This window comes from Pseudomonas sp. R9.37, from assembly GCF_963878885.1.
Taxonomy (GTDB): Bacteria; Pseudomonadota; Gammaproteobacteria; order Pseudomonadales; family Pseudomonadaceae; genus Aquipseudomonas.
In genome coordinates this window covers 230,429-244,532 of sequence record NZ_CAWNZA010000022.1, presented here as the reverse complement: position 1 = coordinate 244,532, position 14,104 = coordinate 230,429, and the positions used below count along the sequence as shown (strand labels likewise).

Annotated in this window: 12 protein-coding genes; 6 read left to right on the top strand and 6 right to left on the bottom strand. The window is 60.0% G+C overall.

The annotated features are described in order from the left end of the window. Positions 1 to 33 precede the first annotated feature (33 nt). The 6 genes from AACU78_RS13370 (at position 34) to cobA (ending at position 9,378) form a co-directional block, all read left to right on the top strand. Positions 34 to 1,245, top strand: a complete 1,212-nt coding sequence (locus tag AACU78_RS13370; RefSeq protein WP_106576309.1) for a nitrate/nitrite transporter — start codon at positions 34 to 36, stop codon at positions 1,243 to 1,245. Further along, positions 1,245 to 2,915, top strand: coding sequence for a bifunctional protein-serine/threonine kinase/phosphatase (locus tag AACU78_RS13365; RefSeq protein WP_106576308.1), 1,671 nt, complete (start codon positions 1,245 to 1,247; stop codon positions 2,913 to 2,915). Before AACU78_RS13370 ends, AACU78_RS13365 begins: the two co-directional genes overlap by 1 nt. A gap of 234 nt (positions 2,916 to 3,149) precedes the next feature. Next, entirely contained in the window at positions 3,150 to 5,603 is a 2,454-nt protein-coding gene (gene nirB / locus AACU78_RS13360; RefSeq protein ID WP_106576307.1) for a nitrite reductase large subunit NirB, read from the top strand. Next, positions 5,600 to 5,917: a nitrite reductase small subunit NirD gene (gene nirD / locus AACU78_RS13355; protein ID WP_017134764.1), complete on the top strand. Its 318-nt coding sequence runs from the start codon at positions 5,600 to 5,602 to the stop codon at positions 5,915 to 5,917. Before nirB ends, nirD begins: the two co-directional genes overlap by 4 nt. Further along, the gene (locus AACU78_RS13350) at positions 5,917 to 8,625 is read left to right on the top strand and encodes a nitrate reductase (RefSeq protein ID WP_106576306.1); all 2,709 of its coding nucleotides are present in this window, start codon (positions 5,917 to 5,919) and stop codon (positions 8,623 to 8,625) included. The genes nirD and AACU78_RS13350 overlap by 1 nt, the downstream gene beginning before the upstream one ends. Positions 8,626 to 8,634: 9 nt before the next feature. Next, the gene (cobA, locus tag AACU78_RS13345; protein ID WP_106576305.1) at positions 8,635 to 9,378 is read left to right on the top strand and encodes a uroporphyrinogen-III C-methyltransferase; all 744 of its coding nucleotides are present in this window, start codon (positions 8,635 to 8,637) and stop codon (positions 9,376 to 9,378) included. Between the two features lie 60 nt (positions 9,379 to 9,438). On the opposite strand, the gene AACU78_RS13340 is transcribed toward cobA, so the two are convergent. The 6 genes from AACU78_RS13340 to rraA form a co-directional block, all read right to left on the bottom strand. Beyond that, positions 9,439 to 10,422, bottom strand: a complete 984-nt coding sequence (locus tag AACU78_RS13340; protein ID WP_106576304.1) for an OmpA family protein — start codon at positions 10,420 to 10,422, stop codon at positions 9,439 to 9,441. A gap of 107 nt (positions 10,423 to 10,529) precedes the next feature. Further along, positions 10,530 to 11,120, bottom strand: a complete 591-nt coding sequence (sigX, locus tag AACU78_RS13335; RefSeq protein WP_034120675.1) for an RNA polymerase sigma factor SigX — start codon at positions 11,118 to 11,120, stop codon at positions 10,530 to 10,532. 87 nt (positions 11,121 to 11,207) lie between these two features. Beyond that, positions 11,208 to 12,032, bottom strand: coding sequence for a mechanosensitive ion channel family protein (locus tag AACU78_RS13330; RefSeq protein ID WP_003193288.1), 825 nt, complete (start codon positions 12,030 to 12,032; stop codon positions 11,208 to 11,210). 2 nt (positions 12,033 to 12,034) lie between these two features. Beyond that, positions 12,035 to 12,280: a hypothetical protein gene (locus AACU78_RS13325; RefSeq protein ID WP_005790375.1), complete on the bottom strand. Its 246-nt coding sequence runs from the start codon at positions 12,278 to 12,280 to the stop codon at positions 12,035 to 12,037. Between the two features lie 86 nt (positions 12,281 to 12,366). Beyond that, the gene (locus AACU78_RS13320; protein ID WP_106576303.1) at positions 12,367 to 13,362 is read right to left on the bottom strand and encodes a zinc transporter ZntB; all 996 of its coding nucleotides are present in this window, start codon (positions 13,360 to 13,362) and stop codon (positions 12,367 to 12,369) included. 25 nt (positions 13,363 to 13,387) lie between these two features. After that, positions 13,388 to 13,879, bottom strand: a complete 492-nt coding sequence (gene rraA, locus AACU78_RS13315; protein WP_106576302.1) for a ribonuclease E activity regulator RraA — start codon at positions 13,877 to 13,879, stop codon at positions 13,388 to 13,390. Positions 13,880 to 14,104: the final 225 nt, after the last annotated feature.

Genomic DNA, 14,104 nt, shown 5'->3' with positions numbered 1-14,104 from the left:
CTTCTTACAAGACCCCAACCGTTGAGGTGCGTGATGAAATCAAGCTTCTGGAAATCCGGGCACACCCCGACCCTGTTTGCCGCGTTCCTGTATTTCGACCTGAGTTTCATGGTCTGGTACCTGTTGGGACCGCTGGCGGTGCAGATCGCCGCCGACCTGCACTTGACCACTCAACAGCGCGGACTGGTAGTGGCCACGCCGATCCTGGCCGGCGCGGTGCTGCGTTTTCTGATGGGCATGCTGGCCGACAAACTGTCGCCTAAAACTGCCGGGCTGATCGGCCAGGTCATTGTGATTGCCGCACTGTTCGGCGCCTGGCAACTGGGCATTCACAGTTACGAGCAGGCCCTGCTGCTGGGCATGTTCCTGGGCATGGCGGGCGCCTCGTTTGCGGTCGCCCTGCCGCTGGCCTCTCAGTGGTATCCCGCTGAACACCAGGGCAAGGCCATGGGCATCGCCGGTGCCGGCAACTCCGGCACCGTGTTTGCTGCATTGCTGGCACCGGTACTCGCCGCCGCGTTTGGCTGGAGCAATGTGTTCGGCTTCGCGCTGATTCCATTGGTCATCACGTTGGTTGTCTTCGCCTGGCTTGCGCGCAATGCCCCGGAACGCCCGAAGGCCAAATCCATGGCCGACTACTTTAAAGCCCTGGGCGACCGCGACAGCTGGTGGTTCATGTTCTTTTACAGCGTGACGTTCGGCGGCTTTATCGGCCTGGCCAGCGCCCTGCCCGGCTACTTTAACGACCAATACGGCTTGAGCCCGGTGACTGCTGGCTACTACACCGCGGCCTGTGTGTTTGGCGGCAGCCTGATGCGCCCGTTGGGTGGCGCCCTGGCGGACCGTTTCGGCGGGATTCGCACCCTGCTCGGCATGTACAGCGTGGCGGCGATCTGCATCGCAGCGGTGGGTTTCAACCTGCCAAGTTCTTACGCTGCGTTGGCACTTTTCGTCTGCACCATGCTCGGCCTCGGCGCAGGCAATGGCGCGGTGTTTCAACTGGTACCCCAGCGTTTTCGCCGCGAGATCGGCGTGATGACCGGCCTGATCGGCATGGCCGGCGGGATCGGCGGCTTCGCCCTCGCGGCAGGCATGGGCGCGATCAAGCAAAGCACCGGCAGCTATCAAATGGCCCTGTGGCTGTTCGCCAGCCTCGGCGTGCTGGCCTGGTTCGGCCTGCACGGGGTCAAACGTCGCTGGAGAACCTCCTGGGGTTCGGCTGCCGTGACCGCCGCACGCGTCTGATGGGCTTGCAACTGAGTGTCGCGCAGGCCAGCGCCATTGGCCCTCGGGCCGAAAACCAGGACGCCCTGCGCGTCGTCACCCCCGTGGCGGAGCTGGCGGCGAGTAAAGGTTACCTGTGCGCCATCGCCGATGGCGTCAGCCAATGCGCCGATGGCGGCCTGGCGGCGCGCTCGACCTTGCAGGCGCTGGCGCTGGACTACTACGCCACGCCGCAAACCTGGGGCGTGGCCCAGGCGCTCGAGCGTCTGTTGCTGGCGCAGAATCGCTGGTTGCAGGCCAACGGCGGCGGCCAGCCGCTGCTGACCACCTTGAGTGCACTGGTGTTTCGCGGCCAACGTTTCACCCTCGCGCATGTCGGCGATTGCCGGGTGTATCGCTGGCTGGACGGCGAGTTGCAGCGCATCAGCGAAGACCATGTGTGGGAACAACCGGGCATGCAGCACGTGCTCAAGCGCGCGCTCGGTCTGGACCAGCACCTGGTGCTGGATTTTCTCGACGGTGAACTGCGCGCAGGCGAATGTTTTTTATTGCTCAGCGACGGTGTGTGGGCCGCCTTGGGTGAGCACAGCATCAGTGCGATCCTGCGCGAGCAAACTGACCTCGATGTGGCGGTCAACACGCTGGTCAACGCCGCGCACCTGGCCGCCAGCCAGGACAATGCCAGCGCCCTGCTGGTGCGCATCGACCAGCTCGGCGCCGCCACCCTTGGCGATGCGCTGGTGCAGTTGCAGCAATGGCCGCTGCCCCCTTCGCTCAAACCTGGGCAACGCTTTGAAGGCTGGCAGGTTGAAAGCCTGCTGGCGCAGAGTCGACAGTCGTTGCTGTACCGGGTACATGATGCCCAGCAACAACCCTGGCTGCTGAAAACCTTGCCGCTCAACCGCGACGATGACAGCGATGCCGGCCAAGCGCTGCTATCTGAAGAGTGGTTTTTGCGGCGGGTTGCCGGGCGCGCGTTTCCTGAAGTTCACGCGGCCAGTGGGCGCCAGCACCTGTACTACGTGATGCGCGAATACCCGGGGCAAACCCTTGCTGAACTGTTCCGGCAACAGGGCCCATTGCCCCTGGCGCAGTGGCAGTTCATCGCCGAGCGGCTGCTGCGGGCGATGGGCCTGCTGCATCGGCGACAAATCCTGCACCGCGATATCAAGCCGGAAAACCTGCTGCTGGGCGACGATGGCGAACTGCGCGTGCTGGATTTTGGCCTGGCCTATTGCCCGGGGCTCTCCGAAGACCGCGCTCATTTGCTGCCCGGCACGCCAAGTTTTATCGCACCCGAAGCGTTCAGCGGCGAGCGGCCTACGCCGCAGCAGGATTTATACAGTGTTGGCGTTACCTTGTATTACCTGCTGACCGGGCATTATCCCTACGGCGAAATCGAAGCTTTCCAACGGCCGCGTTTCGCCCAGCCCGTCAGCGCCAGCCGCTACCGTCCCGACCTGCCTGACGGGTTGCCACTGAGTCTGGAACGCGCCGTGGCGGCCTCACCCGCGCAACGTTATGAAACCGCCGAAGAATGGCTGCTGGTGCTGGAGCAGGCCGACCGCCGTGAATTGAGCGTGCGACCACGGCCCTTGCTGGAGCGCGAACCGCTCAAGGTCTGGCAAAGCCTGGCCGCCGTGTCGCTGCTGGTCAATCTGGTGCTGCTGTACTGGCTGTTGCACCACTAGAGGGCAAATCCCCAGGCGGCTTTGACTCAAAGCCCCAATAAACCTGCAGGCTGGCCAACTTGGCACAGCCACTGCATTAGCCTCCCCAACAACACACATACAGCCGCCCCTTCAACGTCGAAGGGCGAGCTTCCCGAGAGAACGGGACCAGGACAAAGGCGTCCTCGCTAGATCACTAGCGGGGACGCCTTTTTTTGTTTGCGCGTAATTGGTCGAGCCATTGCGGAGAACGACATGAAAAAACTCAAATTGGTGATGATCGGCAACGGCATGGCCGGGGTTCGCACCCTTGAAGAATTGCTCAAACTGAGCAGCGACCTGTACGACATCACCGTGTTCGGCGCCGAGCCCCACACCAACTACAACCGCATTCTGCTGTCGCCGGTGCTGGCCGGCGAGCAAACGTTCGAAGAGATCGTGCTCAACGATCTCGACTGGTACCTGGATAACCACATCAAGCTGTTGCTCAACCGCAAAGTGGTGCAGATCGACCGTGTCAAACGCCTGGTCATCGCCGAAGACGGCACCACAGCCGAATACGATCGCCTGCTGATCGCCACCGGTTCGACGCCGTTTATCCTGCCGATCCCCGGTAACACCTTGCAGGGCGTGATCGGCTACCGCGACATCGCCGACACTCAGGCCATGATCGACACCGCCAAGACCCACACGCATGCTGTTGTGATCGGCGGTGGCCTGCTCGGCCTGGAGGCCGCCAACGGCCTGATGCTACGCGGCATGCACGTGACCGTGGTGCATATCGGCGAATGGCTGTTGGAGCGGCAACTGGACAAGACCAGCGGCCAATTGCTGCAAACCGAACTGGAAAGCCGTGGCCTGGTGTTTCGTCTGCGTGAACAGACCCAGGCACTGCACGACGCCGGCAACGGCCGCGTCGGCTCGGTGCAATTCAAGAATGGCGACGTCATCCCCGCTGACCTGGTGGTGATGGCTGCCGGCATTCGCCCCAACACCGAACTCGCAGAAAAATCCGGCATCCCGTGCAACCGCGGGATTCTGGTCAACGACACCTTGCAGACCTACGACCCACGCATTTATGCCATCGGCGAATGCGCCAGCCATCGTGGCATCGCCTATGGCCTGGTTGCGCCACTGTTCGAGCAAGCCAAAGTCTGCGCCAATCACCTGGCGCAGCTGGGCTTTGCCACCTACAAGGGCTCGGTCACCTCAACCAAATTGAAGGTCACCGGTATCGACCTGTTCTCCGCCGGCGACTTTATGGGCGGCGAAGGCACCGAAACCATCACCCTCAGCGACCCAATTGGCGGCGTGTACAAAAAACTGGTGATCAAGGACGACATCCTGGTCGGTGCCTGCCTGTACGGCGATACCGCTGACGGCGGCTGGTATTTCCGTCAGATCCGTGAGAACCATGCGATAGGCGAGATCCGCGACCACCTGATGTTCGGCGAAAACGCATTAGGCGATGTCGGCCATCAAGGCCAGGACAAGGCCATGAGCATGGCCGACAACGCCGAAGTCTGCGGTTGCAACGGCGTATGCAAGGGCACCATCGTCAAGGCCATCCAGGCACACGGGCTGTTCAGCGTTGACGAGGTCAAGAAGCACACCAAGGCCGCCAGCTCCTGTGGCTCCTGCGCCGGGCTGGTGGAACAGATCCTGATCAATACCGTTGGCGGTGCCGCGGACGTCAAACCGAAGAGCGAAAAAGCGATCTGCGGTTGCAGCGACCTCAACCACGGGCAAATCCGCCAGGCCATCCGCGATCAGCACTTGCTGACCATCGCCGGCACCATGAGGTACTTGAACTGGCGCACGCCCAACGGCTGCGCCACCTGCCGCCCGGCCCTCAACTACTACCTGATTTCCACCTGGCCGGGCGAAGCCAGGGATGATCCGCAATCGCGCCTGATCAACGAACGTGCCCACGCCAATATTCAGAAAGACGGCACCTACTCCGTAGTACCGAGGATGTGGGGCGGTGTGACCAATCCGTCAGAGCTGCGGCGTATTGCCGACGTGGCCGACAAGTACAACGTGCCGATGGTCAAGGTCACCGGCGGTCAACGCATCGACCTGCTGGGTATCAAGAAACAGGACCTGCCAGGGGTTTGGAAGGACCTCGACATGCCTTCCGGTCACGCCTATGGCAAATCCATCCGCACCGTGAAGACCTGCGTCGGCAGTGAGTTCTGCCGTTTTGGCACGCAGAATTCGACGCAGCTGGGCATTGAGCTGGAGCATGACCTGTTCAATATGTGGTCGCCGCACAAGGTCAAGTTGGCGGTGTCCGGTTGCCCACGCAATTGCTCGGAAGCCGGCATCAAGGACGTGGGCATCATCGGCGTGGACTCCGGCTGGGAGATGTACATCGGCGGCAACGGCGGGATCAAAACCGAAGTCGCGGAGTTCTTCGTCAAGCTGAAAACCGCCGAAGAAGTCCGTGAATACAACGGCGCCTTCCTACAGCTTTACCGCGAAGAAGCCTTCTACCTCGAGCGCACCGTGCATTACCTGCAACGCGTGGGCATGGAGCACATCAAGAAGGCCGTACTGGAAGACCCGGCTCGCCGCCAAGCCCTCAACGAGCGTCTGCAGTTTTCGCTGTCGTTCGAACAAGACCCTTGGAAAGAACGCCTGGAACAGCCGCTGCTGAAAAAGGAATTCGAGGTCATCCCCGTCAAACAGCTGGAGGTCTCGGTATGAACTGGCTGGATATCTGCGCACTCGATGAAATCAACGCCCTGGGCTCGCGAATCATCAATGGGCCCAAAGGTGATATCGCGATTTTTCGCACCAGTGATGACGAAGTGTTCGCCCTCGATGACCGCTGCCCGCACAAGGGCGGTCCGTTGTCCCAAGGCCTGATCTACGGCAAGCGCGTGGCCTGCCCGCTGCACAACTGGCAGATTGATCTGGCATCCGGCGAAGCCCAGGCACCGGACATCGGCTGCGCGCACCATCACCCCGCCCGCGTGGAAAACGGCCGGGTCATGTTGGCCCTGCGGGACGCGGGTTGATGAACCGCCAGGTCACCGCGTCCACCTGCTGTTATTGCGGGGTGGGTTGCGGCGTGCTGATCGAGCACGACGGCGCGCAGATCCTCGGCGTACAAGGCGACCCGAACCACCCGGCGAACTTCGGCAAGTTGTGCAGCAAAGGCTCAAGTCTGCACCTGACCGGCGACCTGGCGGCCCGCGCGTTGTACCCGGAGCTGCGTCTGGGCAAAGGCTTGGCGCGAGCACGCACCGACTGGGAAACCGCACTGGAGCACGCGGCCAACGTGTTCGCCGAGACCATCAGCGAACACGGGCCGGACAGCGTGGCGTTCTACATTTCCGGGCAATTGCTGACCGAGGACTACTACAGCTTCAACAAGCTCGCGCGCGCGCTGGTCGGCACCAACAACATCGACAGCAACTCGCGGCTGTGCATGTCCTCGGCAGTGGTGGGCTACAAGCGCAGCCTGGGCGCCGATGCGCCGCCGTGCAGTTATGAAGACCTGGAGTGCAGCGACTGCGTAATGATCGTCGGCAGCAACATGGCCTACGCCCACCCGGTATTGTTCCGACGCCTTGAGGAAGCCAAAGCGCGGCGCCCGCAGATGAAAGTGCTGGTGATCGACCCACGCCGCACGGACACCTGCGATTTGGCTGACCTGCACCTGGCCATCCTGCCTGGGACGGATGTGGCGTTATTCCACGGGATTTTGCATCTGTTGTTGTGGGAAGACTGGATCGACCGAGACTTCATCCAGGCGCATACCGATGGGCTGGCCGAGCTGAAACGGCTGGTGCATGACTACACGCCGCAAATGGTCACGCAGCTGTGCGGAATCAGCGTCGAACAGCTGCGCCTGTGCGCCGAATGGGTCGGCACCTCCAGCAGTTTTCTGTCGCTGTGGTGCATGGGGCTCAACCAATCCACCGCCGGCAGCGCCAAGAACAGCGCGCTGATCAACTTGCACCTGGCCACCGGCACGCTTGGCCGAGCGGGTTGCGGGCCGTTTTCCCTGACGGGCCAGCCGAATGCGATGGGTGGGCGCGAGACCGGCAGCTTGTCGAATTTGCTACCCGGCCATCGCGAGGCGGCCAACCCGGAACATCGGGCCGAAGTGGCCGCGTATTGGGGTGTTGAACAACTGCCAGCCAGCACCGGGCTGACAGCCATCGAACTGTTTGAACAGGTACAGGCCGGCAAGATCAAGGCCTTGTGGATCGCCTGCACCAACCCGGCCCAATCTTTGCCCGACCAGAACACCGTGCGCATGGCCTTGGATACGTGCCCTTTCGTGGTGCTACAGGAGGCTTTTCGTACAACCGAGACGGCCCGTTTCGCTGACCTGCTGTTGCCAGCGGCCAGTTGGGGCGAGAAAGAAGGCACGGTGACCAACTCTGAACGGCGCATTTCCCACGTTCGACGGGCCATCGCCCCACCTGGGGAGGCGCGTCCGGATTGGGCAATCACTGTGGATTTTGCCCAGCGCCTGGAGAGACGTCTTTGTCCCGGAAAACCGGGTCTTTTCGCCTTTGAACACCCCTCGCAGATCTTTGATGAGTACAAACTGCTGACCCGCAACCGCGACCTTGACCTGACGGGCATCAGCCATGCCCTGCTCGATCAGATGGGTCCGCAGCAATGGCCGTTTCCCACAGGCGCGCAATCTGGAACTGCGCGCCTGTACACCGACGGCGTGTTCCCCACCGAGAGCGGCCGCGCGCACTTTGTTGCCGACCCCTACCGCGCCGCCAAAGAGCAGCGCGACGCACGCTTCCCGCTGACGCTGATCACCGGCCGCCTGCGTGATCAATGGCACGGCATGAGTCGCACAGGTACTGCAGCCCAGTTGTTTGGGCATGTGAACGAAGCACTGCTGAGCCTGCACCCGGATGAGTTGCGCCGCCATCGCTTCAAGGACGGTGACCTGGTCAACCTCAAGAGCCGTCGCGGCAGCGTGATTGTTGCCATCAACAGTGATGACAGCGTGCGCCCCGGGCAAGCGTTCCTGCCAATGCATTGGGGTGACCGTTTTCTCAAGGGGGGCGTAAATACGTTGACCCAGCCAGCCTTCGACCCTTTGTCGAAACAACCGGAACTCAAACACAGCGGTGTGCGACTGGAGGCTGTGCAACTGCCGTGGCAGCTGTTTGCGTTGATCGAAGGCGATGTGCAGCAACACGTCGAGGCACTGCGCCCACTGTGCGAGGGCTTTGCCTACGTGAGCCTCAGCCTGGCAGGGCGCGAACGGCCGGCACTGGTGGTGCGCGCGGCACACACCGAGGCGCCCGACCTGCAACTGCTGACGCGTATCGACGCCTTGCTGGGGCTCAACGACGGTCCTGTGATGGCGTATGACGACCCGCGCCGCTCGATCGGTAAACGCGTAAAAATCGAACAAGGCCGGATTACCGCGTTGCGCTTGGCCGGCGAAACCCTGGCTCGGCATTGGCTGCAAAGCCTTTGGCTGGAAGGCCGCACTGACGATCAATTGCGACGCTGGCTGCTGGCACCGCTCAGCGCGCCACCGGGCGGTGCGGCAGCCAGCGGCAAGATTGTGTGCAACTGCAAGAACGTCAGCGAAAACGCCGTGTGCGCAGGCATCACTCGCGGCCTGGACCTTAACGGGCTCAAACAGGCGCTGGGCTGCGGCACGCAATGCGGCTCGTGCGTACCGGAAATCAAACGTCTTTTGGCCAGCAACCCGCAGCCAATCGCAATCAGTGTGTGAGGGAAAAACATGAGCGCAAAAGTCTGGCTGGTGGGTGCGGGGCCCGGTGATCCTGAACTGCTGACCCTGAAGGCGGTGCGGGCGCTCCATGAGGCCGACGTGGTGTTGATTGATGACCTGGTCAACCCGGCTGTGCTGGAACACTGCCTTGACGCGCGGATTATCAGCGTAGGCAAACGCGGTGGCTGCCGTTCGACGCCACAGGATTTTATCCATCGCCTGATGCTGCGTTATGCCCGGCAAGGCAAATGCGTGGTGCGATTAAAAGGTGGTGACCCGTGCATTTTCGGGCGTGGCGGCGAAGAAGCGATGTGGTTGCGCGAACGTGGCGTGGACGTGGAGTTGGTCAACGGGATCACGGCGGGCCTGGCCGGTGCGACAAACTGCGATATCCCGCTGACGTTGCGCGGGGTCAGTCGCGGTGTAACGCTGGTTACGGCGCATACCCAGGACAACAGCAGCCTGAACTGGCGTGCACTGGCCGAAAGCGGGACGACGTTGGTGGTGTACATGGGCGTGGCGAAGCTGGAGGAGATCCGTCAGCAGCTGCTGGAGGGCGCCATGGCAGAGGATATGCCGGTGGCGATGATCGAAAACGCATCGCTGCCTCAACAGCGAGAATGCCGTAGCACGTTGGGGCAAATGCACAAGGATGCGCGGGCGTTCGACTTGAAGAGCCCGGCAATCCTGGTCATCGGCAGTGTCGCCGCGGCTGCACAGGCGGCATGCGTGGCCGTATCCGCCAGCGCTTGAAGCAAACGCCAGACGAAAAAAAGCCCGGCCTAAGCCGGGCTTTTTTTTACCACTCAGTAATTACTGAGCAGCTTGAGCTTCTACCGAGGCTTCTACGCGACGGTTGATAGCACGGCCAGCTTCAGTTGCGTTGTCAGCAACTGGGCGGGATTTGCCATAACCAACCGAGCTTACACGGTTAGGAGCAATACCGTCTTTGACCAGAACTTGCTTGACCGCGTCAGCACGACGCTGGGACAGCTTCTGGTTGTAAGCGTCAGGACCGACGGAGTCAGTGTGACCTTCAACAACGGTGGTGGTTTGTGGGTACTGTTTCATGAAGTCAGCGAGGTTTTTCACGTCGCCGTAGCTGTTAGGCTTAACAACCGACTTGTCGAAGTCGAACTTCACGTCCAGCTCAACACGAACAACCTGAGCAACTGGAGCTTCTGGCTCTGGAGTTGGCTCTGGAGCTGGTGCTGGGGTAGGAGCTGGAGCTACTGCGCCAGCGTTACCGCCGAAGTTTACGCCCAGGCCAACCAGTGCGGAGTAATCCCACTTGCCGTTGTCCAGGTTGTAGTCGGACTCAACACCGGCACGTGCGAACAGGTTGTTGGTGAAGTAGTACTTCACACCAGCGCCAGCGATAGCCAGAGTGGACTGGTCGCGACCTTTGTGGCCGTCAACTTCAACGTTGGTACGGCTCTGGTGACCGAAACCACCTTCAACGTATGGACGCAGGGAGTCAACACCAGCCTGACCGAAGTGGTACTGAGCAGTCACGCTGCCAGTGTCACCTTTGATCTTCTGGCTGCCAGTACCGTCGTTCGAACGGGTGTGGTTGGTGGTGTCGTAGTTCAGGTTGATCGACACGTCGTCGGTCAAGAAGTAACCGATGCTTGCGCCAGGGTTGAAGCCGTCTTCGATGTGCTTAACGCTATCGTTGTACTGCTTCTTGTAGAACAGCTGGCCTTCAACTGCGCCTTGGCCTTGTGCCAGAGCGCCGAAAGAAGTGGCAGCAATAAGAGAACCAATGGCAAAGCCCAAGGTGTTTTTCAGTTTCATCCGTTAAATCCCCATCTGGTGATTGTAAAGCAGTCCCACAAACCGGGGGACAACTCGGCGACAAGTCTAACAGAACTTGCCTACACGTAAGAGATATTTGCCACGCACTAAGTTTCAGTCTCGCCCGCAAATTTCTCACGTAATTTATCAAGAGCACGCTTGTAACGCATTTTTGTAGCACTCAAACCCATGTGCATGATGTCAGCAATTTCCTGAAACTCCAGCTCTGCGACAAATCGTAGCACCAAAATTTCGCGGTCAATTGGGTTCACATGCACCAACCAGCGATCAAGTCCGCCCTTTTCCTCGGGTGCTGGCGCCTTTTCTTCAGACGCTTCCTCAAGGGGGTCCAGACTCAAAGCGTCCATCAACCGACGCTTTCGCCGCTCCTTACGATACTGCGTGATGCACTCGTTGTACGTGATGCTGTAGAGCCATGTCTTGAACTTCGATTTGCCCTCGAAGTTCTTCAGGCCATACAGCACCTTGAGCATCACTTCCTGACAGACATCGTCCGCATCTCTATCGTTCCCTAAATACCTTGAACAAACGTTGAACAGAGTGCGTTGATATCTGCGCATCAATTCTTCGTACGCGCGTGTTACGTGAAACAGCTCCGTGTGTGCGCGCGCGACCAACTCCTCATCAGAGAGCTCACGGGGGTCATAGCGCGTGGACAGCGTTTGGGCTTTATTCAAAACAAGTCGTGCCGGCAGTCAGGTCAATGTCCGCTGCAGCCCGGTTACCCGGGTTTGCGGCGGCGTACATTAGCAGGGTTTGCCGGATTAGCGGCTACTGACCTGCTGCTCCAGGAGAATCCGATTGGACAGCGATACCAGCTCACCGTCATCGGTCAGCACGGTCGTCTTGACTGTGCCGATCTCCTCGATTTGCCCTTCGACCTCGCCCACACGCACCTGTTGCCCCACCTGATACAGCTCACGCACATAGATTCCCGCAAGAATCTGACCGGCAATTTCCCGGCTTCCCAACCCCATGGCCAGCGCAACGGCCAGACCAACGGTAATCAAAACAATCACAATCACATGGTTGAGCAGGTCAGTTTTGACCTCGAGCTGGCTGATCGCAACGGAAATACTGATGATGATCACCAGCCCCTGAGCGATCCGCCCCAGGCCCGCAGCATAGTCCAGCCCCACGCCTTCAGCGGCGCCGCGCACCAGCCCATTGGCCAGTTGTGCCAGTAAAACGCCTACGAGCAGCACCAGCGCGCCACCGAAAACTTTCGGCAAATACAGCGCCAGCATGTCGAGCGTAGCTGAAACTCGCTCAAGTCCAAGGGACTGAGCAGCAGAAACCAGAAAAATAAGTAAAACGAACCAGTAAACGATCTTCCCGATGAGGGTCGAGATCGGCACTTGCAGCCCCGCACGACCCAACAGCTTGGTCAGGCCCGTGCCTGCCATCAAGCGGTCCAGGCCCAGTTTTGCAAGCAATTTGGACAGCAGGGTGTCGAGCAGCTTGGCCACGACAAAGCCCAGCAAGACCAAAACCAGAGCACCAAACAGGTTGGGAATGAAATTCGCCACCTTGGTCCACAATGCAGTCATCGCAGTGACCAGGCTCTGGGTCCAGAGATCAAGTTCCATATTCAATCAGCCTTATCAGCAGTGCGAGCAAGAGGTTTTCGACGGGAAACCGGCGATACATGGGCCGAACCATTGTTCAGAGCCATCATCAGCGCCGGCAGCCAGCGACCGAGCAGCCCGAACAGATCTCCCGCACCGACCTGACGGTTGGCGGTTTTCAACACGCGACCCAGGCAGGCGTCGTCGTCACGGTTGGACGGCGAAGCATTAAGCATGTCACGCAAAGACTGTTCGAACGGATCGTGCATAAAGACCTCTCGCAAGTGATTTAAAAGACGAGGGTTAATTTCCTGGGGTCACATATACCCCCTACTACGTTCAGGTCATATTCAGGTCAAACCCAGCGCAATCGTCGAAACAGCCACCATTGTCCCAACGCGACGGCCACCATCATCAGGCACGCAATCATGAATCCGTAGGGGCTGGCGGAGAACGGAATACCGCCCACATTTATACCCAGCAAACCGGTGAGAAAACTCATCGGCAAAAAAATCCCGGTGATGATACCGAAGCGGTACATGGTGCGATTCATCCGCAGGCTCAATCGCCGGTCTTCGGTCTCAAGCACAAGCCCCACGCGCTCTCGAGCCAATTCGAGCTCTTCCAGGTAACGCGTGAGGCTGTTGTGTAATTCGTTCCAGTAGTCAGCATCGTCATCACAAAACCATGGCAATTTGGTTCGCGTCAGTTGGGCAAAAATATCTCGCTGAGGGGCGAGAAAACGTTTGAGCCCTGCCGCGCGCCGACGGATCTGCAGGACGCTGCCATGTTCCGGAGTATACCGTTCGTCGGCATCCAGTTTTTCTTCTTCGATATCGACAACTTCAGACAGGTCGGTAACCAGATCCTGCACTTTGTTGGTCAGGTACTGCGCCATATAAAGGATGAGTTCCGAAGCGGTTTTCGGCCCTTTCCCCTCCGCCAGTTGCACCAGCAACTCATCCGTGGCGCGCAGCGGACGCAGGCGCAAGGAAATCACGCGATCGGCCGCTGCGAAGATACGCACCGACACCATGTCTTCCGGTTCGGCGCCCGGGTTCAGGTTGACCCCGCGCAGAAACAGCAGCAATTGGGCTTCGGGGAGCGGCAACAGGCGCGGACGGGTATTTTCCTCCAGCAGCAAGTCGCAGGCAAACTCGCTCAAGCCGCTGGATTTACGCAGCCAGGTCTGGGTCTGCGGATGGCTGCGATCCCAATGCAGCCACAGGCTTTCCTGAGGCTGCAGTTGCAAGTCGTCGAGCTCAGTCCGGGCAATCGAACGCGCACCGCCTTTACCGTCCAGCACCAGGGCATGCACCAGCCCCCATTGCGCGTTTTCTTCCTCGAACATCCTCACCCCTATCGGCTACAGCAGTTTATTCAGGCATTGTCAGCGGGCTGGGCGAGACGATCACGCCGTTATTGTCCGCATAGATGTACTCACCGGGGCGGAACGTCACGCCGGCGAAGGTCACTGCCACGTTCAGGTCGCCAATGCCGCGCTTGTCGGTCTTCATCGGGTGAGTTGCCAGCGCCTGCACGCCCAGATCGGTTTGGGCAATGACATCGACATCCCGGATGCAGCCATAGATCACCAGCCCTTCCCACCCGTTCTTTGCGGCTTTCTCGGCAATCATGTCACCGAGCAACGCGCGACGCAGCGAACCACCACCGTCGACCACCAGCACCTTGCCGGCGCCCGGCTGATCGGCCTGTTCCTTGACCAGGGAGTTGTCCTCGAAGCATTTGATGGTGACGATCTCGCCGCCAAAGGAATCCCGGCCACCGAAATTACTGAACATCGGCTCAACCACCTGCACCAGCTCCGGGTAGGCATCGCACAGATCGGGCGTCACGTAATGGTTCATCGAGAAACTCCTGTCATCAAAGAAGAGGTCGAACATCCCACGGTGTACATCAGAAAAACGTGTCGCAACAGGCAATCTTTAACGGTTCACCGGTTGGCGGCGGCCATGATCGGACTCACTTCGTCGCAACGCAATAGCGACTGCGCGACTGAATATGACCAGAAGCGTTTAACGCGTCATATCTTAGCCGCAACCGCACACGAGTGAAACGCCCTTGGCAGAGCG